Raw genomic sequence first — 23,709 nt, forward strand, 5'->3', positions numbered from 1 at the left:
ATGGGGATTCATGTCATCAAGATGCCGGATATCGGCGAAGGGATCGCCGAGGTCGAGTTGGTGGCCTGGCATGTGGAAGTCGGGCAGACGATCAAGGAAGACCAGCCGCTCGCCGACGTGATGACCGACAAGGCGGCAGTCGAGATTCCGTCGCCGGTGGCGGGCAAGGTGATCGAGCTGGGCGGCCGGATCGGCGAGATGATGGCGGTCGGCAGCGAGCTGATTCGGCTGGAAGTCGAAGGCGACGGCAATCTGAAGGCCGCGCCACCGGTGCGGGAAACAAAGGTAGCAACCGCACCGGTCGCGGCGGCGGCGCCGTCGAAGCCGGCGGCCGACGCGCCGGCCGAGCCGCCTGCGCAGCCCGCGGCGCCGCGCGCACCGGCGAAACCGCGCCGCGACGAACGAGCCGCGCAGCCGCGCGCGGCGCTTGCGCCCGGAGAGCGGCCGCTCGCGTCGCCGGCCGTGCGTCAGCGCGCGTGGGACATGGGCATCGAGTTGCGCTACGTGCGCGGCACCGGCGAAGCCGGGCGGATCCTGCATGCGGATCTCGACGCGTATGCGCGCACCGGCGGCAGCTCGGCGCACGGATCGCAACCGCGCGGCTACGACGAACGCCACGACGAAACCGAAGTGCCGGTGATCGGTTTGCGGCGGGCGATCGCGCGCAAGATGCAGGAAGCGAAGCGCCGCATCCCGCATTTCAGCTACGTCGAGGAGATCGACGTCACCGAGCTCGAATCGTTGCGCACGGAACTGAACCGCCGCCACGGCGACACGCGCGGCAAGCTCACGCCGCTGCCGCTGCTGATCCGCGCGATGGTGATCGCGCTGCGCGACTTCCCGCAGATCAACGCGCGTTTCGACGACGAAGCGGGCGTCGTCACGCGCTACGGCGCGGTGCACATGGGCGTCGCGACGCAGACGGACGGTGGCCTCACGGTGCCGGTGCTGCGGCATGCGGAAGCGCGCGACGTGTGGTCGATCGCGGCGGAAATCGCGCGGCTCGCCGATGCGGTGCGCGCGAACCGCGCGCAACGCGACGAGCTGAGCGGCTCGACGATCACGATCTCGAGCCTCGGCGCGCTCGGCGGCATCGTGTCGACGCCGGTGATCAATCATCCGGAAGTCGGCATCGTCGGCGTGAACCGGATCGTCGAGCGGCCGATGATCCGCGACGGCGCGGTCGTCGCGCGCAAGATGATGAACCTGTCGTCGTCGTTCGACCATCGCGTCGTCGACGGCGCGGACGCGGCCGCATTCATCCAGGCGGTGCGCGCGGTGCTCGAACGCCCGGCACTGCTGTTCGTGGAGTGAGCCGATGAAGAACGAACACACCACACTGCTCGTCATCGGCGGCGGCCCGGGCGGTTACGTCGCCGCGATCCGCGCCGGCCAGCTCGGCATTCCGACCATGCTCGTCGAACGCGAGCGGCTCGGCGGCACCTGCCTGAACATCGGCTGCATTCCGTCGAAGGCATTGATCCACGTGGCCGACGCGTTCGAACAGGCGTGCGGTCATGCCGGCGAGGGCGCGCTGGGGATCCGCGTGCGCACGCCCGAGATCGACATCGCGAAAAGCGTCGCGTGGAAGGACGGCATCGTCGACCGGCTGACGCGCGGCGTCGGCGCGCTGCTCAAGAAGAACGGCGTGCGCGTGCTGCACGGCGAAGCGCGCGTGATCGACGGCAAGACCGTCGAAGTCGTCGGCGGCGGCCATGCAGTGCGGATCGGTTGCGAACACCTGCTGCTCGCGACCGGTTCCGAGCCGGTCGAACTGCCGTCGATGCCGTTCGGCGGGCATGTCGTGTCGTCCACTGAAGCGCTGTCGCCCGCGACGCTGCCGAAGCGGCTGGTCGTCGTCGGGGCCGGCTATATCGGGCTCGAACTCGGGATCGTCTATCGCAAGCTCGGCGTCGACGTCAGCGTCGTCGAGGCGGCCGAGCGCGTGCTGCCTGCGTACGATGCCGAACTCGTGCGGCCGGTCGCCGATTCGCTCGCGCGCCTCGGCGTGCGGCTGCGGCTCGGCCACACGGTGCTCGGGCTGGACGCGCACGGCGCGGTGCGCGTGCGGGCGGCGGACGGTGCCGAGCACACGCTGCCGGCCGATCGCGTGCTGGTCGCCGTCGGCCGCCGGCCGCGCGTCGACGGGTTCGGGCTCGAGTCGTTGCTGCTCGATCGCAACGGCCGCGCGCTGCGGATCGACGACGCATGCCGGACCTCGATGCGCAACGTGTGGGCGATCGGCGACGTCGCGGGCGAACCGATGCTCGCGCATCGCGCGATGGCGCAAGGCGAGATGGTGGCCGAGCTGATCGCCGGTCGGCGTCGTCGGTTCACGCCCGCGTCGATTCCGGCCGTGTGCTTCACCGATCCCGAGATCGTGACGGCCGGCTGGTCGCCGGACGACGCGCACGCGGCTGGCGCCGATTGTCTGAGCGCATCGTTCCCGTTCGCCGCGAACGGGCGCGCGATGACGTTGCAGGCGACCGACGGGTTCGTGCGCGTCGTCGCGCGCCGCGACGATCACGTGATCGTCGGCTGGCAGGCGGTCGGGCGCGGGGTGTCGGAGCTGGCCGCGGCGTTCTCGCAGTCGCTGGAGATGGGCGCGCGGCTCGAAGACATCGGCGGCACGATTCACGCGCATCCGACGCTCGGCGAGGCGCTTCAGGAAGCGGCGCTGCGCGCGCTCGGGCACGCGCTGCACGTGTGACCTGTTCGCCGAACGCAGGCGCCGGAGCGCCGCGCGCGCCTCGGCGTGCATCGGGCCTGCATCGGGCCTGCATCGGGCATGCATCGGGCATGCATCGGGCATGCATCGGGCATGCGCGGCCGGCCGCCGTGTCGGAACCGCTCCGAAACGGCTGGCCGCGTATGCGCCGGGTGTCAGGCAAGCGCGCTCCGATCGGCGTGCCGCGTCGTCACGTCACGATAGAACGCGTCTATCGCTTCGACCATCTGCGACAGCCCCGGCTGTTCGAGCGGATAGTGACCGGCGTTTTCCAGCATCTCGACCTTGACCGGCACGTGGCGGATCCGCGCGAGGAACGGCTCGCTCAGATGCAGCGGCGTCCAGCGGTCCGCGGCCGGCTGCGTGAGCAGGATCGGGCACACGGAGAAATCCTCCGGCTCGACCACCGGCCGGTACGACATGTAGGAATCGAGGAACGCCATCGTCATCGCGTTGCCGGCCGAGGTCCGGTCGGACATCCATACCTTCAGCGCATCGTCGCGGTTCACGAGCGCGTGCATCTTGCTCGCGAGCGACATCGGGATGCGCATGGCGCGCAGCGGCGTCTTCGCGGCGAAGTGCGTCATCGGGCCGCCGACGCGGCTCATGAACAGGTTGCGCGCGGTTTCGTCGCGCACCTGCTGCAGGCGCTGGTCGAGAAAGGTCATGCCGACGATGCCGTCGACTTTCCCGTTCAGCGCGGCGACGTGGTACGTCAGCATGCCGCCCGCGCTCAATCCGTACAGCACGATCGGCCGATCGTCCTTCGCGCGCTCCGCGTCGATCAGGTCGCTGCCGGCGCGCACCCAGTCGTCGTAGCGCACCAGCGCGCCGCGCGCCACTTCGGTCATCCCGTATTCGGGCATGTCGACCGCGATCGTCTCGTAGCCGCGGCGTGCCAGTTGCTCGCCGACGATCATCGACATTTGCCGTCCGTTCGTGCCGACGCCATGGAACAGGATCACCTTCACCTGCGCGCGGGGATTGCGATACGTATCGAGATGGAGGCGATGGCCCCGCCAGTGCCACCATTGCTCGTCGGGCTGGCGATCGGCCGCCCACTGGAAGTCGGGCGGCAGGAACGCCTGCATGGCGCGCCAGACGGGCTGATCTGCATAGGTTCTGGACATGGCATCGGACTCCGGTCGGTCGAGTGAAAGGGCGGTTGCGATGGCGCCCATCATCGCGCGGCACGCGGCCCGCGCCCATGCTGGCGCGGGCCAACCGCTTTAGAATCTAGGCCAACCCACGTCACGAGGCGCCCGATGAACGTCTGGAACTTTGTCCGCAGCCCGGCTTCCGTCCTGCTGATGATCGCGTTCGGGCGAGACCGCGGGATCGCGCCGGCGGCCCTGCTGAAGGGCTCGCAACTCACGCTGAAGCAACTCGCCGATCCGGATTTCACGGTGCTGGCCGCGCAGGAGCGGGCCGTCGCGTCGAACCTGCTTGCACTGGCCGGCGACGAGCCGGGGGTGGGCTTGACGGTCGGCCTGTCGTACCAGCTTTCCGCCTACGGATTGCTCGGATACGGGCTGCTGAGCAGCGCGACCGGGATGGATGCGGTCGCGCTCGCGGGCCGCTATCTCGCCTTGACGTATACGTTCGTCGGGATGACGTACCGTCGCACCGGGCGGCACGGCACGATCGTGTTCGACGCGGCGCCGGAATTGTCCGCGCCGCTGCAGCGCTTCTTCGTCGAGCGCGCGATGGGCGCCGCGTGCCGCGTGCTGCGCGACGTGATCGGCAGCGCGTTCACCCTCGCGACGTTCGACCTCGCGTACGACGCCGAACCCGGTGGCCGGCACGTGCTCGGCACGCCGGTCCGCTACCGGCGGCCGGCCAATGCGATCACGTTCGAGCATGCGCACCTCGAACGGCCGTTGCCGCAGGCCAATGCCGCGACGGCCGCGATGTGCGAGCGCATGTGCGCGGAGCTGATCGCGCGCCGGCGCACGCGGGTCGACCTCGTGTCGTTCCTGAACGAATACCTGTCCACGCGGCCGTTCGACCGGCCGCCGCAACTGAAGGACATCGCGACGCTGCTGAACACGAGCGAGCGCACGCTCAAGCGCCGGCTGCGGGAGGAGGGCGCGAGCTTCCGCGACATCTCGAATGCGGTGCGCAAGGCGCGCGCGCAGGCGCTGATCGCCGAAGGGCGGCTGTCGATCAAGGAAATCGCGGACGAACTGGGGTTCAGCGACATCTCGTCGTTCTCGCAGGCGTACAAGCGCTGGACGGGCGTGGCGCCGAGCGTGTCGCGGCAGGCGGCGTCCGGTTCATAGCGGGGCGCGGGCGAGGCGGCGGTCGCGGTTGACCGTCCCGCGCGAACCGTTCATCGTGTCGCTATCCCGCCTGATTGATTGGCCGCGCATCGGCGGGTTCGCCGCGGTGCGGCATGGCGAAACGCCGCGTGCACGCGGCTTTTTCTGCCGATTGGCGCACACGTGCGCCTCACGGAACGACCGGACATGAAACTGTTGCTCATCGGCGCGACCGGGCTCGTCGGGCGCCACGTCCTCGAAGTCGCGCTCGCCGACGCGCGGGTGGACCAGGTCGTCGTGCTCGCGCGCCGGCCGTTGTCGCCGCATCCGAAGATGCGCGCGCTGGAGGTCGACTTCGATCGACTGCCGGACGCGGCCGACTGGTGGCGGGCCGACGCGGTGATCTGCACGCTCGGCACCACGATGCGCGTCGCGGGCACGCAGGCCGCATTCCGCCGCGTCGATCACGACTATCCGCTCGCGGTCGCGCGTCTTGCGCACCGGCACGGCACGCCGACCTACGTGCTGAATTCCGCACTCGGCGCGGACGCTGCATCGCGCATCTTCTACAACCGCGTGAAGGGCGAGGTCGAACAGGCGCTCGCCGGCGTCGGGTTCGATTCGCTCACGTACGTGCGACCGGGCCTGATCGGCGGCAGCCGCGACGAGTTCAGGTTCGTCGAGCGGCTGTTCGTGTTCGCGTTGGGCGCCGTCGGGCCGGTGCTGCCGGCGAAGTGGCGCGTGAATCCCGCGTCGCGGATTGCGCGCGCGATGCTCGACGCGGCGATCGACGCAAGGCCGGGCGTGCAGGTCGTCGCATCCGACCAACTGGTCTGATGCGGTGCGGGCGGGTGCGTCCGACATCGACTGTCTCGATCCGGCGTTCTCGCCGGGCCCCAGTACGCCGGTTTCGGACGGTCTATCGAGCCATCAGGTGCTCGAGATCCCGCGTCACCTCGACGGCATCAACCCAGTCGGCGTGGACGTGATCGAAGTGTCGCCGCCGTACGATCATGCGGAAATCACGTCGCTTGCCGGTGCGACGATCGCGCTGGGACTGATCTGCCTGCATGCGTCGCGCCGGCGGCAGAAAAAGGAAGCCTCAATCGATGGACGATTTCACCTGGCGCGAGGCCATTCCCGGCGACGCGGCCGAGTGTATCGCGCTGCGGGCACGCACGCGCGAGAACGCGTTCCCCGAAGCGCGGTTGCGCGCGCTCGGCATCACCTCGAAAGCTGGGGCGACGGTATCCGCGGCGGCCTGTTCTCGGGCCATGTCTGCTGCGCGTCCGGACGCATGGTCGACTACTGCTTAGGCGACACCGGCTCGGGCGAGATCGTCGTGCTCGCGATGCTGCCCGAGTATGAAGGCGCTGGGATCGGTAAGCGGTTGCTGCGGCGCGTGATCGACGATTTCGCGGCGAACGGCTTCACTTCGCTGTTTCTCGGCTGCTCGACCGATCCCGCGTCGCGCTCGTACGGGTTTTATCGCCATCTCGGCTGGATACCGATTGGAAAGCTAGATGAGGTGGGGGACGAGATCTCGACACTTCAGGTCGGGCCTCAGTAGTCCGACAAGTGATTTTCCTTGAAAGCGGAATATTTTCTAAAGGGTATTCAGGTGGTAGAGTGAATAGATATCGAATGAAAGTGGAGACGATTTTTCTATTCCACACAGGCTTGGATCGGGACGCTTGTTCAGTTGGGCGATGCCGAGCATGTCAAAGAAAGAGGCTGAATCTACCAGTTCAATAGGTATGTATTGTTCGGTGGATGCTCTGGCCGCGTCAACTGCTCCTTGCTGAAATTTTGTAGAGGAAACGAAGATGCCGCGAGCGTATCCTCCCAGCATTAGCGCTCCAAGAAAGGAGCGAATCTGTTCGACTTCTATTGAGCGGCTCAATCTCTTTACTTGAACACCAATTTTTTTGCCATCATTCTCTAACAAAATAATATCAATTCCGCCATCTCGCGAATATGTTGTTAGTGTTGTGTCATATCCGTGATCTCGGAATACACTGGCAACCGTTTCTTCAAATAGTCTTGGATGCAAGGTGCCTCTGGATTCAAAGCGTCGCATAAGATAATTTCGGACTTGAGTTATTGGAGTATCAATGCACGATAATTCAAGATCCTTGATAACTGCCATGCTGTAGAGGGTGAGGCACCAATGTTGCCATTGTAGTGCTGGTAAAACCGCTTGTTCCATGGCGACCCACCATCCGCACGTAGGACATATATAAAGAGTTGAACGTTGCGCGAGCACGTCTCCGCTCAATCTGACATGTAATTTACTCGGGGCAATTCTATCTCGAATAAATGCTTTCATTGTTGGAACATAGGCTTCCTTGAAGTCTTGAAATGATTTATTCCAGAGATCGACGTTGCAAAATTCGTCCATCAATATTTTGCAATAAACACATCTGACCTCTTCCGGCGGGCCGCTGCCCTCGGGACAGGTTGGTAAGTCCAGGGATTTGAAAAAAGGAAAATATTGACCGGGTGAGTGCTGCCAAGGGCCGTTCATGACGGTGATCTCCGAATTTAGAATTGGATACCTATTTTTATTAGATGGGCGGCGGTCGATTCAATGTAATGGGAGGAGGTGAGGAAAGCTAGAAATTTGATTGGCGAGAAGATTCATCGGCCGGGAAGATATTGGACAGGAAGGTAGTTTTTGGGCTTGTACCAAGATCGATTCGTTTTTGTCTCATTGATCGGACAATTTCGAAAGTCGATGAACTTCGGGTAATCACCGATATCTCGCAAGTTGTATATACAAGATCATCCGCTGGCAATGTCGGCACACGTCGTGCCGCTTGCGGGCCAGCGTGCAGACCCTGCGCGCGTGGCGCATGCCGGCGATCCACGGCGCCCCGCATTCGCCGAGCCGAAAGGGCGGCTCGCAGCTTCCTGTCTCGTTCAAACCATGTGTGGTCCTGAGTATTTTGGAGATTGACCCGTGTCAACGAATTCCAGTGGAAAAGCCGGCGGCCTGATCGAGGTTCGCTCGATCGACTTCATTCCCGATGCCGAGCGCCACGGCGGCCTGCTGAGCCAGTTCACGCTGTGGCTGTCGGCCAACATGCAGATCACGGCCATCGTCACGGGCGCGCTCGCGGTCGTGCTCGGCGGCGACGTGTTCTGGTCGCTGGTCGCGCTGCTGCTCGGCCAACTCGTCGGCGGCGCGGTGATGGCGCTGCACGGCGCGCAGGGGCCGCAGCTCGGCCTGCCGCAGATGATCTCGAGCCGCGTGCAGTTCGGCGTGTACGGCGCGATGATCCCGATCGTGCTCGTGTGCCTGATGTACATCGGCTTTTCCGCGAGCGGCTCGGTGCTGGCCGGGCAGGCCGTCGCGCAGCTGCTGCACGTCGACGACGCGGCCGGCATCCTGCTGTTCGCGGCCGTGATCGTGGTGCTGACCGTGTTCGGCTATCGTGCGATCCACTTCGTCGGCCGGATCGCGAGCGTGGTCGGCATCGTCGCGTTCGTCTACATGTTCGCCCAACTGTTCGCGAACCACGACATCGGCGCGCTGCTCGCGAACCGGCATTTCTCGCTGCCGAGCTTCCTGCTCGCGATGTCGCTGTCCGCGTCGTGGCAGATCGCGTTCGGCCCGTACGTCGCCGACTATTCGCGCTATCTGCCGCGCTCGACGTCGTCGGTCGCGACGTTTCTCGCGGTCGGCCTGGGCTCGGTGATCGGCGCACAGGCGGCGATGGTGTTCGGCGTGTTCGCAGCCGCGCTCGCCGGCAGCCAGTTCGCGCACCACGAAGTATCGTACATCGTCGGCCTGGGCTCGACGGGCGCGGTGGCCGCGCTGCTGTATCTCAGCATCGCGTTCGGCAAGGTGACGGTCACGGCGCTCAACGCGTACGGCAGCTTCATGTCGATGGCCACGATCGTCAGCGGCTTTCGCGGCAAGCATGCGGTATCGTCGAAGAGCCGTCTCGTCTACATCTTCGGGATGATCTGCGTGTCGACGCTGATCGCGCTCGCGGGCCGTCATTCGTTCCTGAAGGAGTTCACCGCGTTCATCCTGTTCCTGCTCGCGTTCTTCACGCCGTGGAGCGCGATCAACCTCGTCGACTACTACTGCTTCACGCGGTCGCGCTACGACGTGCCGGCGCTGTCCGATCCGGATGGCCGCTACGGCCGCTGGAACGCGATGGCCATCACGATCTATGTGGTCGGCATCCTGGTGCAGTTGCCGTTCATGTCGACGCACATCTACACGGGGCCGCTCGTCGATGCGCTTGGCGGCACCGACATCTCGTGGATCCTCGGCCTCGTCGTGCCGGCCGTGCTGTATTACGTCGGCGCCCGCGCGTCGCGACGCAGCATTCCAGAACGCCTGATCCTGCCGCTCGAACGCGGCGAAGTTCCCCACTGACGACACGTCCCATGCATCGGGCCGGCAAGCCGCCGGCCCGGGTGCGGAGCCAGGTGCGGCCAGCGCCGGGCGCTGTCGACGCAATCCCATATCCCGCGATGGCGGTGCGGCATTCACGCCGCGCCAAGCATCGTTTCAATCTCGATCCATTGAATAGTATGACTAAGTATATTGAAGCGCGCGGCATCGATTGCCGCGCGCGGCCGGTGCACGCCGGTGTTCGCGTCGCGGTGGCGATCGCCTGCGTCGCCGGTTCGGGCGCTGCGCTCGCGCAGGACGGCGTCACGCTGTACGGCGTGATCGACGAATTCGCGCAGTACGTGAATACGGGCAACGGCTATACGGCCGCGATCAATTCGGGCGGCCAGTGGGGCAGTCGATTCGGATTGAAGGGCGGTGAGGATATCGGCGGCGGCCAGAAGATCGAGTTCGCGCTGGAAAACGGCTTCAATCCGAACGACGGCTCGCTCGCGAGCACCGGCAGCATGTTCAACCGGCAGGCATGGGTCGGCATCGCGGGACAGTGGGGCAAGGTGCGTGCGGGCCGGCAGAATTCGCCGCTATTCAACGACCAGGGCGGGCAGGATGCGTTCGGCGGCGTCACGCAGGCATCCGGCATGGACAACCTGACCGTGTTCGCGTTCCGCACGAGCAACACGCTGTCGTACCAGAGCCCGCAGATCGCCGGTTTCCAGGGCGGGCTGTACTTCGGGTTCGGCGACGCGGGCGGCTTGCGCTCGGCCGGTTCCAGCCAGCAGTTCGACCTGACCTACGAACACGGCCCGTTCGGCGCATTCGTCGCGGGCCAGTGGTTGAAGAGCGCCGCGGCGATCACGACCGATCGCACGCTCATGGCCGGTGCGTCTTACTCGATCGGCAAGGCGACCGTGTACGGCGGTTTTTCCGCAGTGAAGTGGGCTGACCTCGGCATCGATTCGCGCGTATACGGGTTGTCGGTCAAATACCAGTTCAATCCTGCCAACTACGTCGCGCTCGGTTACGCGTACCTGCACGATCAGTCGTCGCAAGGCAACAATGCGGATCAGCTCGGGCTGATGTACGAGTACGATCTGTCGAAGCGCACGAGCTTCTACGGTGCGCTGTCGTACCTGCGCAACCGCAATCAGGCCGGCTACACGCTCGCCGGTGCGGCGAACCCCGGCCTGCCGCTCGCGTACCCGGGCGCGAATGCGCGCGGCGTGCAACTCGGTATCGTGCATCGCTTCTGACGCACGACGCGACGCGACGCGACGCGCCGGGGCATGGGCGCCCGGCGCGTGCTCCGGGCGCATGCGCGCCGTCATTTCCCGAGCCGCTCCGCGAGCGAGTAGCGCTGCATGCAGCGCTCCATCGCGTCGAGAAACGCGTGCTCGGCCGCATTCATCTTGCGGTCGCGATGCCACAGCAGGAACACGTCGACATCGACGAGCCCGTCGTCGGGCGGTAGTCGCCACAGCCGTTGCTGCGCGATGTCGTCGCGTACGATGTGCTCGGGCAGGCAGCCGATCCCGTAGCCCGCGAAGATCAGCCGCCGCACTTCCTCGAGGCTCGGCGACGACGCGACGATGCGTCCCGTGAAGCCTCTCTGGTCGCGGAACACGGTGAGCGGCGACAGGCTGTCGCCGATCTGGTCGCTCGTGAACGACACGAAATTCTCCGCGAGCAGGTCGTCCATCCGCAACTGCGTCTGCCCGAACAGCCGGTGATGGCGGCCGCAGTAGATTGCATAACGCTGGCGCAGGAAGCAGCGCATCTCCAGCTTGTCGTGCGGCGTGCGGCACAGGCCGAGCCCGGCCGTGGCCGTTTTCTGCAGCAGCGACGACAGGATGTCCGACGAGCGCATCACTTCGATCTGCAGATCGATACGCGGATACGCGCGATGGAAATCCGCGAGGAATTCGTCGTAGACGGGCGATTCGATGCGGCTCACCGTCAGCAGCCGGATCGAGCCGGTCAGGTCGGCCGTGCTGTCGTCGATTTCGGTCTCGAGGCGCGAGATGCCGCCGTAGATGTCGCTCGCGATCCGGTACACGGCTTCGCCGGCCGGTGTCGGCGCGAAGTGCGCGCCGCGCCGCTCGATCAGCCGGCGCTCGAGCGTCTCCTCGAGCCGCCGCAGCGCCTGGCTGACGGCCGGCTGCGTGACGTGCAGGCGGGCGGCCGCGCGGCTCACGCTGCGCTCCTGCATGATCACCAGATAGGTGCGCAACAGGTTCCAGTCGAGGCGGTCGTTCAGGAACGGGGCGAGATCGGGGCGCATCGGGTCTCCGGAGGCGGGCATTAGTTCGATTTATATCGCGAATAATAACTTGAAATTTGACTAATGATTTGCGGTCGCCGATAAAGGAGGGGCGCCGCAGCGTGCGGCGCGAGGCCGCGACAGACGGCCGTCGTCACGATATTGCGCGTCGCCCCGCCGCGGCGTGCATCAGGAGCCCGCATGACCCAGTCCCTTCCTTCCGCCCGCCAGCCGGGGCGCGCCGCGACGGCCGCGTTCATCGGCACGATGATCGAGTGGTACGACTTCTACATCTACGCGACCGCTGCCGCGCTCGTGTTCGGCGAACTCTATTTCCCGTCGCACGACCCGTTCGTCAGCACGATGGCGTCGTTTGCGACGTTCGCGGTCGGCTTCTTCGCGCGTCCGCTCGGCGGCGTGATCTTCGGCCATCTCGGCGACCGCATCGGCCGCAAGAAGGCGTTGATGACGACGCTGATGATGATGGGTGTCGCGACCGTCTGCGTTGGGCTGCTGCCCGATTATTCGAAGGTCGGCATCCTCGCGCCGGTGCTGCTCGTCGCGCTGCGCATCGTGCAGGGGATCGCGGTCGGCGGCGAATGGGGCGGCGCGGTGCTGATGGCGGGCGAGCATGCGCCGCAGGGGCGCCGCACGTTCTTCGCGTCGTTCGCGCAGCTCGGCAGCCCGGCCGGGCTGATCCTGTCGCTGATCGCGTTCCGCGCGGTCACGTCGATGGACAAGGCCGATTTCCTCGCATGGGGCTGGCGCCTGCCGTTTCTCGCGAGTTCGGTGCTGCTCGTGGTCGGTATCCTGATCCGGCTCGGCGTGAACGAGTCGCCGGAATTCGCGCGGGTCAAGGAAGCCAACCGCACGGTGAAGCTGCCGGTCGCGGAAGTGTTCCGCTCCGCGTCGGGGCTCGTGCTGCTCTGTATCGGCGCGAACACGATCGGCATCGCGGGCGTCTATTTCACGAACACGTTCATGATCGCGTACACGACCCAGTACGTCGGCGTATCGCGCTCGCTGATCCTCGACAGCCTGTTCGCGGTCGCGATCATCCAGTTCTTCGCGCAGCCGCTCGCCGCTTGGATCGCCGAGCGCATCGGCGGGGCGCGCTTCCTGAAACTCGCGGCGCTGCTCGCGATGCTGTCGCCGTATCCGATGTTCATGCTCGTGCAGGGCGGCACGTCCGCGTCGCTGATCGCGGGCATCGCGCTCGCCGTCGTCTGCATGGCCGGCTTCTACTCGGTGATCGCGGGCTTCGTCAGCGACGTGTTTCCCGCACACGTGCGTTATTCGGCGATCTCGCTCGCTTACCAGATTTGCGGCGCGATCGCGGGCGGCCTGACGCCGCTCGTCGGCACGTGGCTCGCGCATCGCTTCACGGGCCAGTGGTTGCCGCTCGCGGTGTTCTACACGTGTCTCGCCGGCATTTCGCTGCTCTGCATCGTCGCGCTCGATGCGCGCCGCGCCGCGCGGCCGGCCGCCGCCGAAGCGCTCGGCTCGCATTGAACCTCCACGAACGAATCGATCCGGAATGCATATGAACGACCTGCTGGAAATCGACGGCGCCCGCCTGTGGCGCAGCCTGGCCGACATGGCGCGCGTCGGCGCGACACCGCGCGGCGGCGTGCGGCGCCTCGCGCTCACCGATGACGACCGGCGCGGGCGCGACCTGTTCGCGCAATGGTGCCGCGACGCGGGGCTGACGGTGAGCGTCGATGCCGTCGGCAACCTGTTCGCCCGGCGCGACGGCGCCGATGCGCACGCCGCGCCGGTGCTGGTCGGCAGCCATCTCGACACGCAGCCCGAAGGCGGCCGCTTCGACGGCGTCTACGGCGTGCTCGCCGCGCTCGAACTCGTGCGCACGCTGAACGACGCGGGCATCGCGACCGACAAGCCGCTCGAGATCGTGTCGTGGACCAACGAGGAAGGCGCGCGTTTCGCGCCGGCGATGCTCGGCTCGGCCGTGTTCACGGGCGCGTTGCCGCTCGACGACGCGCTCGCGAAGCAGGATGCCGACGGCGTCACGCTCGGCGCGGCGCTCGACGCGTGCGGTTATCGCGGCACGCGCGCAACGGGCGGCGCGGTCGACGCGTATTTCGAGGCACACATCGAACAGGGGCCGGTGCTCGAGGCGAACGGCACGACGATCGGCGTCGTCACGGGCGGCCAGGCGATCCGCTGGCTCGACGTGACGGTGACGGGCGTGGCCGCGCACGCGGGCACGACGCCGATGCCGTATCGCAAGGATGCGTATTTCGCGAGCGCGCAGATCGCGCTCGAACTCGAACGGATCGTCGCCGCCTACGCGCCGCGCGGGCTCGCGACGATCGGGCAGGTCGGGATTCGCCACGCATCGCGCAACACGATTGCCGGCGACCTGACGTTCACGGTCGACCTGCGTCATCACGACGATGCCGAAGTCGATGCGATGGAGCGCGACCTGCGCGACGCATGCGCCCGCGTCGCCGCCGCGCGCGGCGTGCAGGTGGCGATCGATACCTGCTGGCGCAGCCCGGCGACGCCGTTCGACCGCGATTGCGTCGGGCTGGTCGCGCAGGCGGCTGCCGCATTCGGCTACACGCACGAGCGCATCGTGAGCGGCGCCGGCCACGACGCGATCCTGCTCGCACGCCGCTTCCCGACCGCGATGGTGTTCATTCCGTGCGTCGACGGCCTGTCGCACAACGAAGCCGAGGATGCGTTGCCCGACGACGTGACGCGCGGCACGAACGTGCTGCTCCATGCGGTGCTGGCGCGCGCGGGCATCGCAACGCGCGTCGAAGCGCCGGCCGCGACGCACGGCGCCTGATACGGCGAATCGACGAGGACCACCATGAAAACCTATTTCCATCCCGAACAACTGCTGCACCATCCGCGCAGCTACCTGTCGCGCGGCCAGATGCGCGAGCCGCAGGAAGTGCCCGAACGCGCGGCGCGCCTCGTTGCGGCCGTCCGGTCGCTCGACTTCGACGTGCGCGAGCCGGCCGACCGCGGCGCCGCGCCGATCGCGGCCGTGCACGACATGAACTACCTGCGCTTTCTCGAGGATGCGCACCGCGACTGGAAGCGGATGCCCGACGACTGGGGCGACGAAGTGATGTCGAACGTGTTCGTGCGCGATCCGAACCCGCTGCGCGGCGTGCTCGCGAAAGCCGCGCGCTATCTCGCCGACGGCAGTTGCCCGGTGGGCGCGAATACATGGCGCTCGGCGTACTGGTCGGCGCAGGACGCGCTGGCCGCGGCCGCCGACGTCAACGACGGCGCACGCGAGGCCTACGCGCTGTGCCGGCCGCCCGGTCATCATGCGCGCCGCGACGCGGCCGGCGGCTTCTGCTACCTGAACAACGCGGCGATCGCCGCGCAGGCGCTGCTCGGCCGGCATCGCCGCGTCGCGATTCTCGATACCGACATGCATCACGGGCAGGGCGTGCAGGAGATTTTCTACGGCCGCGACGATGTGCTGTACGTGTCGATCCACGGCGACCCGACCAACTTCTACCCGGTCGTCGCGGGCTACGAGGAAGAGACGGGGGCGGGCGCCGGCGCCGGCTTCAACCTCAACCTGCCGATGCCGCACGGCGCGCCGGAGTCGGCGTTCTTCGAGCGGCTCGACGACGCGCTGCGCGCGCTCGCGCGGTTCGAGCCCGACGCGCTCGTGCTCGCGCTCGGCTTCGACATCTACAAGGACGATCCGCAATCGCAGGTCGCGGTCACGACCGACGGGTTCGGGCGGCTCGGCGGCGCGCTCGGCGCGCTCGGATTGCCGACGGTGATCGTGCAGGAGGGCGGCTATCACCTCGAGAGTCTCGATGCGAACGCGCGCGCGTTCTTCGGCGGGTTTGCCACGAGGCGCTGACCGGGCCGGCGGAATCGGACCGTACGCCGACAGTGAAAACGGCCGCATGTGAACTGCACCCCAAAGGTTGGACAACCCACCTTTGGGGTGTTTTTCATGATTGAACCGCTTGGATTTCCTGGACAGTGCCGAGCGTTAGTGTTCGGTCTTTCTGAACAGCCTGGACGTCAACCGTCCGGCTTCATGGGCCGGTTCAATGGCGCGGCCGTGAAAATGCGTGCGGAAAGGGGGCAGGCGGGGCGCGCTCGCGCTCACGAATTCGCGGCGGCCGGCGTGCGGCGGCGCTGCGTGACCTGCAGCATGACGAGCGCGAGTCCGGCGGCGGCGATCAGCGCGCCGACGAGCGGCACTGCCGCGTAGCCGAACCCGGCCGAGATCGCCGCACCGCCAGCGGCGGCGCCCAGCGCGTTGCCGAGGTTGAACGCGCCGATGTTGACGGCCGACGCGAGGCCCGGCGCTTCGTGGGCCGCGCGCATCACGCGCATCTGCAGCGGCGGCACGACCGCGAACGTCGCGATTCCCCAGACCAGCAGCGTGACGCCGGCGCCCGCATGCGTGGCGGCGAGCAGCGGGAACGCCGCCATCGTCGCGATCAGCAGTACCAGGAAGCCGATCAGCGTGCCGTCGAGCGAGCGGTCGGCCAGCCGGCCGCCCGCGACGTTGCCGATCGAGAAGCCGACGCCGATCAGCACGAGCATCGCGGTCACGAAGCCGGGCGTTGCGCCCGTCAGGTGTTCGAGCGTCGGTGCGACGTACGTATAGAGCGTGAACATCGCGCCGGCGCCGAGCACGGTCGTCCCGAGCGCGCCGAGCACGACGGGCCGCGTCAGCACGGAGAGTTCGGCGCGCAGGTCGGGCATCGTGCCGGCTTCGCCCTTCGGCAGCGCGGCGAACAGGCCGGCGATCGCGATCACGCCGAGGCCGGCCGTCGCCGCGAACGACATGCGCCAGCCGATGATGTGGCCGAGCCAGGTCGCGGCCGGCACGCCGCCGACGTTCGCGATCGTCAGGCCCATGAACATCGTCGCGACCGCGCTGGCCTGCTTGTCGCGCGGCACGAGGCTTGCCGCGACCACCGAGCCGAGCCCGAAGAACGCGCCGTGGTTGAGACTCGTCACGAGCCGCGCGAGCAGCAGCGTCGTGTAGTCGGGTGCGACCGCCGACAGCAGGTTGCCGATCGTGAAGATCGACATCAGCGCGATCAGCGCGGCGCGGCGCGACCAGCGCGCGAGCAGCAGCGTCATCAGCGGCGCGCCGACCATCACGCCGATCGCATACGCGCTGATCAGCATGCCGGCTTGCGGTATCGACACGTGCACGCCGTCGGCGATCACGGGCAGCAGACCCATCGGCGAGAACTCGGTCGTGCCGATGCCGAACGCGCCGGCGGCGAGTGCGAGCAGCGGCAGTGCGGCGCCGCCGCGGGACGGGGAGGAAGTCGTGGGGTTCACGCGGTGAGCTCCTGTAAGCGGGGAACGACGGCATGAGGCCGTTGAGGACAGCGTGAAGTATGCCTGCATTACTTTTGCGGAAAAAGCCGCATTCGGGCGAAATTATCTTGATTTCATGTCAACAATGCAGCGTGCGGGCAACGTGCACGGCGTGGCCCGGGAGCCGTGCTTCGGCGGGAGAGGCGATCGCCGATGGCCGGCGTCGCGCAATGGCCGGAAAGCCTTTCACCGCCGGGCTCGACGGCAAAAAAGCCCCGACCACAGGGGGACCGTGGCCGGGGCGGAAACGCATCCTCTCTTTGGCACGAGGGGTGGGATGCGCGCGCAGTATATTTCGGGCCATGACGATTCGAATCGGCGTTAAACGACTGTTTTTGGTGTCAATTTGAAAATTGCGGTGTCGTGGCGTCGTCCGTCGGCGTTCCGAAAGATTTTTCGATGACGCGATGGTGTCGTTTAGTCCACAAAAACCGCAGAAACGCCGGGATCGCGGAAATGGGCATTCCGTCCGTCGGGGCGGCAACGTGCATCGTCCGACCGCGCGCCGATGCATCCGCATCCGCATTCGTTCAGCCCGATTCGCCGGCCGCCGCGCGGACCGCCGCCAGGAAACGCGCGACGACGGGCGACGGCGCCGCCGCCGCGCCGTCGAACACGAACTCGATGTCGAAGCGGCTCGCGAGTTCGTCGAGCGCGACGAGCCGGACCGTGCGCGGGCAGGTCGGCGACGCGCTTTCCGGCACGAACGCGCAGCCCATCCCGGCCGCGACGAGACCGATCAGCGTCGGGATGTCGCTGCCGACCTGCGCGATGCGCGGCGTGAAGCCGGCCTGCTGGCACTGGGTCATCAGGAACCGGTGGTGCGCGGCGGAGCGCTGCGCATCGAACCAGACGAACGGCTCGTTCGCGACGTCGGCCAGCGTGCGTGGCGCGACGAAGCGGCCGCCCGGCGGCGCGGGCATCGCCAGCACGAAGCGATCGCTCAACAGCCGTACGCCCGTCAGATGCGGCGCTTCGTCGCGACGCCACGCCATGATCCCGGCATCGAGCTGGCCGCGCATCAGCGCGTTCGCCTGCTCGGCCGACAGCATCGGCGCGATCGACAGTTTCACGTCCGGGCACGCATCGCGAAACGCCTTCAGGACGTTCGCGACGACCGGCAACGGCAGGCAGTTCGGCAGCGCGCCGAGCCGCAGTTCGCCGAGCTGGCCGGCCGCGCTGCGCAACGCGCGCTCGCGGCTGTCCTGCAGCATGGCGAGCAGGCCGGTCGCATCGTGCAGGAAGCTCGTGCCGGCCGCGGTGAGCGTGACGCCCGTCGCGCGCCGGATCAGCAGCGGCGTGCCGATCGCGTCCTCGAGCTCGCGGATCTGCCGCGACAGCGCGGGCTGCACGATGCCGGCCGCGCGGGCGCCGGCCATCACGCTACCGGCCTCGGCGACGGCGACGAAGTAGCGCAGGTGACGCAGCTCGATCTGGCGCATGCGGTGTCCGGTCGGTGAGTGGATATGCCTGTGAAGCATAGCAAACGCCATTCGATGGTATTGGAAAGCATGACGAGCGTGCCGTACGATGGCCGTCGTTGCCGCCTTCGCTCGTCGCGCGTCGCGTGCGTTTTCCACCGTCCTCATTGCGTTCCGTCCCATGCCGCTTCATATCCCGACTCCCTATATCCGCTCGCCCATCGCGTCCCGTCGGCTCGGCAGGGCCATCCGGCTGAAGCTCGATGCGCTGCAGCCGTCAGGCTCGTTCAAGCTGCGCGGCATCGGCGCCGTCTGCGAAGCGCGCCATGCAGACGGGGCCCGGCGGTTCGTGTCGTCGTCGGGCGGCAACGCGGGCATCGCGGTCGCGTATTGCGGCCGCGAGCTTGGCGTGCCGGTGCGCGTCGTCGTGCCGGAAAGCACGTCGGCCCGGGCGCGCGAGCTGATCCGCGTCGAAGGCGCGGAACTCGTGGTGCACGGCGCGAGCTGGGCGGAGGCGAATGCGTTTGCGCAGTCGGCGCTCGGCGAGCACGACGCGTTCGTGCATCCGTTCGACGATCGCATCCTGTGGCAGGGGCACGCGACGATGATCGACGAGATGGCGGCGGCAGGCCCGAAGCCCGACGCGATCGTGCTCGCGGTCGGCGGCGGCGGTCTGCTGTGCGGCGTGCTCGAAGGGCTGGCGCGCAACGGCTGGCACGACGTGCCGGTCGTCGCGGCCGAGACGGAAGGCGCCGACTGCTACGCGCGCTCGCTCGCGCAGGGGCATCCGGTCGAACTGGCGGCCATCGCGAGCATCGCGACGACGCTCGGTGCGAAGCGGCCGTGCGACGCGGCAGTCGAATGGGCGACCCGCCACGCGATCCATCCGGTCGTCGTGTCCGATGCCGACGCGGTGGCCGCGTCGCTGCGGTTTCTCGACGAACACAGGATCGTCGTCGAGCCTGCGTGCGGCGCTGCGCTGGCCGCGCTGGAGCGGCCGGTGCCGGTGCTCGCGTCGGCAGCGGAGATCGCGGTGATCGTCTGCGGCGGCGTGACCACGACCGTCGAGCATTTGCAGACGCTGCGCGCGACGTTGCGGTAGGCGAGGGCGCCGGCAGACAGCACAGTCGCGAGACGACGGGCCGCCTGCGATCGTCGTGTGTGGTGTACTGCGGGCTTGGACCGCGTGCAGCCAGCGGCGATGCGTCGGCGTTGTCCTTGTCATCCCTTCAATCCCGCGCGGCCATGCGCGGCGGGCGTACGGCCGCATGGGCATGAACGGTTTCGGGGATGACGCGGAAGGGAGGCGTACCGTCGCGCTACGGTGCATCCGCGCGGGCGCGACGATACGGGAGCGCGATCAGTGCGCGGTTGGCGCGCTCGCGCCGGACGACGCGGACGATGCGACCGGACCGGCGGCAGCCGGCGCAGGCGATGCGCTCGACGGCGCCGATGCCGACGCAGGTGCCGATGCTGCCGACGAAGGCGCGGGCGCGGCCGACGACGGAGCGGCGGCGGTCGGCGCTGCCGGACGTGGAGCAGACGCGGGCGCGGAAGCCGGTGCGGCCGTCGAACCGGAAGTCGACGAAGGGGCGGGCGCGGTTGCCGGACCGGAAGCCGGCACAGGCGCCGACGCGGGAGCAGGCACCGACGCAGGCGCCGGACCGGCCGCCGAAGCGGGCGCAGGTGCGGACGCCGCTGCGGGCGCCGCTCCCGAAGCCGGCACCGACCCGGACGCCGCCGCCGGCGCGGCAGCGCGCGTTGCAGGCGCCGCGACGGCCGATGCCGCCGACGGCACGGCATTCGCGCCCGACCCCGGCGCGACGCCCGGCGCCGAAAGCGGCACGGGCGCCGCGGGCGGCGTCGGCACGACCGGCGTCGTCATCTTCATCGGCTCGCCTTGCGGTGTCGGCGCGGGCTCGGGCAGCGGCGCGACGGGCTCCTTCTCGGCGGCCTTCACGGTCGCGCGGTCGCGGCGCGCCGGGTCGATCTTCAGGAAATGGTCGACGAGATTGAAGAAGCGCTCGTAGAACACGCCGGCGGGAATCGTCTCGCTCGCGGTCTTGACGAGCGCATCGTCGCTCGACCCGATCGGCAGCGACAGCGAACCGAACACGCTGAGGCCGACGCTGGCCGACGTATTCGATTTCTTCAGCGTATAGCGGTCCTGCACCGCGTTCACGTACGCGATGCTCGACGAGCCATCCGCATTCGCATCCGCGCACACGACGTGAAACTCGATCACGACGTGCATGTCGTTGCTCGGCTGGAAATTCTTGCTGCCGTCGACGGCGTCGTTGCGCGACGACGACACCACGTAGCCCTGGCTCAGCAGTGCGCGCCGCGCGGCCTCGCAGGCCGCGTCGGATTTCGAGGGGAACGTATGCGCATACGGGCTGCTGGTCGCGTCGAACTGTTCCTGCTGGTAGATCGGCTTGGGCTGCGACGAGCATGCCGCCAGCACGGTCGCGGCCGCGAGCGCGCACGAAACGGAAAACAGGCGAAATCGGTTGTGCATGGCGTCTTTCAGAAGGCTCGGCGAGAGGCGGCGCAAGGGTGGTGCCCGGATGGGCGTGCACACACGTCTCGTGTGGCCGGGGCGACATTATAGTTTCGTTTGATGTCGCGCTCGCTTCAGACGGCCGGCGCGCCGTGCGCCGCGGCCAGCAATCGCGACGTCAGCGGGTGATGTTCACCGCGCCGCGAGCGGATCGCGTGGATTTCCTCGGTCACGTCGCCCGCCCGGCCGAGCCGCCTGAGCCCGCGCAACAGCGACGCATCGTTCGCGCCGAGTTCGCTCAGCGGAAACACGCCGAGGCCGCGCGCCGCGAACACGGCCATCAGCGCGCTGTCCTCGAATTCCCCGGCCACCCGCGGCACGATCCGCTCGCTTTCCAGCCACAGGTCGAGACGCGCGCGCAATGCCGAATGCGCGGTCGGCAGCAGCATCGGCAGGCCGGTCAGGCACTGCGGAAAGCGCTGCCGGGCGGCCGGCGTGACGAGCACCGCAGGCCCGTACCAGTCGACCTGCGACGCGACGAGGCGCTCGCTCGTCACGCGCAGGTTCGACCCGGACGGCGCGCCTTGACCGGCCAGCACGAGATCCAGATGATGCAGCGCGAGTTCCGCGAGCAGCGCGTCGTGCTCGCCCTCGTGGCACAGCAGCCGCAGTGTGGGCGTGTCGAGCACCGGGGCCAGGATCGCGTGCGCGGCGAGCTTGGAGATGCCGTCCGCGAGGCCGACCGCGAGCCGCACGGTCGGCTGGCTGGCCGCCGCGCGCACGTCGTCGGGAATCAGCCGGCCCATCTCGAAGATGACCTCCGCGCGCGCGAAGGCGGCTTGCCCCGCGTCGGTCATCGCGACGCCGCGCCCGGCCGGCCGCAGCAACTGGTGCCCGAGCGATTTCTCCAGTTCGCGCACCTGCGCGCTGATCGTCTGCACGGCCATGTCCAGTCGGGCGGCCGCACGCGCGAAGCCGCCTTCCTTTACGACGACCCAGAAATAGTACAGATGTCGAAAATTCAGCATCGGAGCAGGATATATCGTAAAAACCGAACCTAAGATCAGATTCTCTCTGATTTTTCCGAAGTGTGGGGCGGCATATCATCGGGTTTTCCACTTTCGTATCGGCCCATCCCATGGACTACCTGCTGACGCTTGCCACCGACCCCGCCGTCTGGGCCGCGCTCCTGACGCTCGTCGTGATGGAAGTCGTGCTCGGCATCGACAACCTGATCTTCATCTCGATCCTCAGCAACAAGCTGCCCGAGGCGCAGCGCGCGCGTACCCAACGCCTCGGCATCGCGCTCGCGCTGGTGATGCGCCTCGCGTTGCTCGGCAGCGTCGCGTGGATCGCGAGCCTCACCGAACCCGTGTTCACGCTGTTCGACCATGCGTTCTCGTGGCGCGACATGATCCTGCTGTCGGGCGGCCTGTTCCTCGTGTGGAAGGCGACCACCGAGATCCATCACCACGTGTCGCACGACGGTAACGGCGCGGGCGGGGCTGTCGGTGCGGCTGGCCTGACGGTGTGGGCCGCGATCGGCCAGATCGTGATGCTCGACATCGTGTTCTCGATCGACAGCATCGTGACCGCGATCGGCATGACCGAGCACGTTCCGATCATGTTCGTCGCCGTGATCGTCGCCGTCGCCGTGATGCTGTTCGCCGCGCAGCCGCTCGCCCGCTTCATCGACCGCAACCCGACGATCGTGATGCTCGCGCTGTCGTTCCTGGTCGTGATCGGCATGACGCTGATAGCCGAAGGATTCGGTTCGCACGTGCCGAAGGGGTACATCTATGCGGCGATGGCGTTCTCGGCGTTCGTCGAGGGCATGAACATGCTGGCGCGGCGCGCGAAGGCGAAGCGGGCGGCGCACGTGGCGCGCGACTGACGCGGCATGCGTGACGCCGGCCGCCGCGGCGGCCGGCTCGCGCACCTCATACGGAATCCGAATGAGATTCGAACGGAAAGGAGAAATGCGATGAAATGTCCTGTCTGCAAGACGCCCGACCTGCTGATGGCCGAGCGCCAGTCGATCGAGATCGACTACTGCCCGACTTGCCGCGGCGTGTGGCTCGATCGCGGCGAACTCGACAAGCTGATCGCCCGCGAAACCGGTGACGCGCCGGCTCGCCGCGACGCCGCGCCGGCGCAACGCGACGCGCACGCGCACGCGCAGCACGGCCGCGACGACGGCTGGGGGCGCGACGGCCGCTCGCACGACGAGCGATACCGGCACGACGGCCGGCGTCGCAAGAAGTCGGTGTTCGACCTGTTCGATTTCGATTGAATCTGCCGTCCGCGCGCCTGAATGCGCGCGGCCCGATGCAATGAAGCCCCGCCCGGCATCGCGCCGGTGCGGGGCTTTTTCACGCGCGTCGCGTCAGGACACGCATCGACCTTTACGCATTGCCGGCCGTCACGTCGATGCGGCGCGGACGCGTTTCCTCGCGGCGCGGAATCGTCAGCGTCAGCACGCCGTCGCGCAGGTTCGCGTCGATCCGCGACGTGTCGAGATCGGCGCTCAGCACGAAGGATCGCGCATAGCGCGTCGCGCGCATTTCCGCGTGCCGTACGCGCAGGTCGGACGGCGCATCGATGTGCGTCGCGGCTTCGATCGTCAGCGTGTTGTCGTGCACCTTCACGTCGAGGTTCTCGCGCGGCACGCCGGGCAGGTCGGCCCGCAGCGTGACGCCGCGCGGATCCTCGGCGATGTCGACGGACGGGGCGATCGCGGGCCGACGGGCGGCTTCGGCGGCGGCAGCGTGAACGGTGCCCGGGTGGCGTTCGGCCAGAGTCGGATTCGTGTTCATGT

Annotated in this window: 20 protein-coding genes and 2 pseudogenes; 14 read left to right on the top strand and 8 right to left on the bottom strand. The window is 67.7% G+C overall.

All coding sequences use genetic code 11. The features are described 5' to 3' along the window. Positions 1-1,314, top strand: a complete 1,314-nt coding sequence (locus WT24_RS26945; RefSeq protein WP_060036345.1) for a dihydrolipoamide acetyltransferase family protein — start codon at positions 1-3, stop codon at positions 1,312-1,314. A 4-nt stretch (positions 1,315-1,318) separates the two neighbouring features. Further along, positions 1,319-2,710, top strand: coding sequence for a dihydrolipoyl dehydrogenase (gene lpdA / locus WT24_RS26950; RefSeq protein ID WP_060036346.1), 1,392 nt, complete (start codon positions 1,319-1,321; stop codon positions 2,708-2,710). A 173-nt stretch (positions 2,711-2,883) separates the two neighbouring features. Here lpdA and WT24_RS26955 read toward each other — a convergent pair whose 3' ends face one another. Beyond that, positions 2,884-3,858: an alpha/beta hydrolase gene (locus tag WT24_RS26955; RefSeq protein WP_060036347.1), complete on the bottom strand. Its 975-nt coding sequence runs from the start codon at positions 3,856-3,858 to the stop codon at positions 2,884-2,886. 135 nt (positions 3,859-3,993) lie between these two features. Between WT24_RS26955 and WT24_RS26960 the strand changes: the two genes are divergently transcribed. From WT24_RS26960 to WT24_RS26970, 4 genes and pseudogenes are all read left to right on the top strand, one after another. Further along, on the top strand, positions 3,994-5,010 hold the full coding sequence (locus WT24_RS26960; RefSeq protein WP_060036348.1) for an AraC family transcriptional regulator: 1,017 nt from the start codon (positions 3,994-3,996) through the stop codon (positions 5,008-5,010). Between the two features lie 186 nt (positions 5,011-5,196). Then, a complete protein-coding gene (locus WT24_RS26965; protein ID WP_059501901.1) occupies positions 5,197-5,826 on the top strand; it encodes an NAD(P)H-binding protein in 630 nt (209 codons plus the stop codon). A gap of 22 nt (positions 5,827-5,848) precedes the next feature. Further along, positions 5,849-6,091: pseudogene (locus WT24_RS33690) on the top strand (arginase family protein); the annotation flags it as partial. Positions 6,092-6,098: 7 nt separating this feature from the next. After that, positions 6,099-6,559: pseudogene (locus WT24_RS26970) on the top strand (GNAT family N-acetyltransferase). Between the two features lie 36 nt (positions 6,560-6,595). On the opposite strand, the gene WT24_RS33695 reads toward WT24_RS26970, so the two are convergent. Beyond that, positions 6,596-7,516 (bottom strand): restriction endonuclease, encoded by a 921-nt coding sequence (locus tag WT24_RS33695; protein ID WP_082742298.1) that lies wholly within the window; start codon positions 7,514-7,516, stop codon positions 6,596-6,598. Between the two features lie 435 nt (positions 7,517-7,951). Here WT24_RS33695 and WT24_RS26975 point away from each other — a divergent pair, with 435 nt between their 5' ends. Beyond that, positions 7,952-9,382, top strand: coding sequence for a cytosine permease (locus WT24_RS26975; protein WP_059501903.1), 1,431 nt, complete (start codon positions 7,952-7,954; stop codon positions 9,380-9,382). A 158-nt stretch (positions 9,383-9,540) separates the two neighbouring features. After that, the gene (locus WT24_RS26980; RefSeq protein ID WP_060036349.1) at positions 9,541-10,611 is read left to right on the top strand and encodes a porin; all 1,071 of its coding nucleotides are present in this window, start codon (positions 9,541-9,543) and stop codon (positions 10,609-10,611) included. A 71-nt stretch (positions 10,612-10,682) separates the two neighbouring features. On the opposite strand, the gene WT24_RS26985 is transcribed toward WT24_RS26980, so the two are convergent. Continuing rightward, positions 10,683-11,639: a LysR family transcriptional regulator gene (locus WT24_RS26985; protein WP_034206911.1), complete on the bottom strand. Its 957-nt coding sequence runs from the start codon at positions 11,637-11,639 to the stop codon at positions 10,683-10,685. 180 nt (positions 11,640-11,819) lie between these two features. Between WT24_RS26985 and WT24_RS26990 the strand changes: the two genes are divergently transcribed. The 3 genes from WT24_RS26990 to WT24_RS27000 are packed head-to-tail and all read left to right on the top strand — an operon-like array spanning position 11,820 to position 15,480. Next, positions 11,820-13,130, top strand: a complete 1,311-nt coding sequence (locus tag WT24_RS26990) for an MFS transporter (RefSeq protein ID WP_060036350.1) — start codon at positions 11,820-11,822, stop codon at positions 13,128-13,130. Between the two features lie 31 nt (positions 13,131-13,161). Next, entirely contained in the window at positions 13,162-14,433 is a 1,272-nt protein-coding gene (locus WT24_RS26995; RefSeq protein ID WP_060036351.1) for a Zn-dependent hydrolase, read from the top strand. Positions 14,434-14,457: 24 nt separating this feature from the next. Next, on the top strand, positions 14,458-15,480 hold the full coding sequence (locus tag WT24_RS27000) for a histone deacetylase family protein (protein ID WP_059501912.1): 1,023 nt from the start codon (positions 14,458-14,460) through the stop codon (positions 15,478-15,480). A gap of 251 nt (positions 15,481-15,731) precedes the next feature. On the opposite strand, the gene WT24_RS27005 is transcribed toward WT24_RS27000, so the two are convergent. Then, on the bottom strand, positions 15,732-16,931 hold the full coding sequence (locus tag WT24_RS27005) for an MFS transporter (RefSeq protein WP_060036352.1): 1,200 nt from the start codon (positions 16,929-16,931) through the stop codon (positions 15,732-15,734). Between the two features lie 569 nt (positions 16,932-17,500). Next, on the bottom strand, positions 17,501-18,412 hold the full coding sequence (locus WT24_RS27010) for a LysR family transcriptional regulator (protein ID WP_059792369.1): 912 nt from the start codon (positions 18,410-18,412) through the stop codon (positions 17,501-17,503). A gap of 160 nt (positions 18,413-18,572) precedes the next feature. Here WT24_RS27010 and WT24_RS27015 point away from each other — a divergent pair, with 160 nt between their 5' ends. Then, positions 18,573-19,493 (top strand): pyridoxal-phosphate dependent enzyme, encoded by a 921-nt coding sequence (locus tag WT24_RS27015; protein ID WP_060036415.1) that lies wholly within the window; start codon positions 18,573-18,575, stop codon positions 19,491-19,493. Between the two features lie 258 nt (positions 19,494-19,751). On the opposite strand, the gene WT24_RS27020 is transcribed toward WT24_RS27015, so the two are convergent. Next, positions 19,752-20,909, bottom strand: a complete 1,158-nt coding sequence (locus WT24_RS27020) for a DUF2242 domain-containing protein (protein WP_060036353.1) — start codon at positions 20,907-20,909, stop codon at positions 19,752-19,754. A gap of 116 nt (positions 20,910-21,025) precedes the next feature. Beyond that, a complete protein-coding gene (locus WT24_RS27025; RefSeq protein ID WP_060036354.1) occupies positions 21,026-21,919 on the bottom strand; it encodes a LysR family transcriptional regulator in 894 nt (297 codons plus the stop codon). 110 nt (positions 21,920-22,029) lie between these two features. On the opposite strand from WT24_RS27025, the gene WT24_RS27030 reads away from it, so the two are divergent. Beyond that, positions 22,030-22,785: a TerC family protein gene (locus WT24_RS27030; protein WP_059501923.1), complete on the top strand. Its 756-nt coding sequence runs from the start codon at positions 22,030-22,032 to the stop codon at positions 22,783-22,785. Between the two features lie 90 nt (positions 22,786-22,875). Beyond that, positions 22,876-23,184, top strand: a complete 309-nt coding sequence (locus tag WT24_RS27035; protein ID WP_060036355.1) for a zf-TFIIB domain-containing protein — start codon at positions 22,876-22,878, stop codon at positions 23,182-23,184. Between the two features lie 112 nt (positions 23,185-23,296). Here WT24_RS27035 and WT24_RS27040 read toward each other — a convergent pair whose 3' ends face one another. Continuing rightward, positions 23,297-23,707: an Hsp20/alpha crystallin family protein gene (locus WT24_RS27040; RefSeq protein ID WP_059792377.1), complete on the bottom strand. Its 411-nt coding sequence runs from the start codon at positions 23,705-23,707 to the stop codon at positions 23,297-23,299. Between the last annotated feature and the right edge of the window lie 2 nt (positions 23,708-23,709).

The sequence above is a fragment of the Burkholderia sp. MSMB1078WGS genome, from assembly GCF_001528895.1.
GTDB lineage: Bacteria > Pseudomonadota > Gammaproteobacteria > Burkholderiales > Burkholderiaceae > Burkholderia.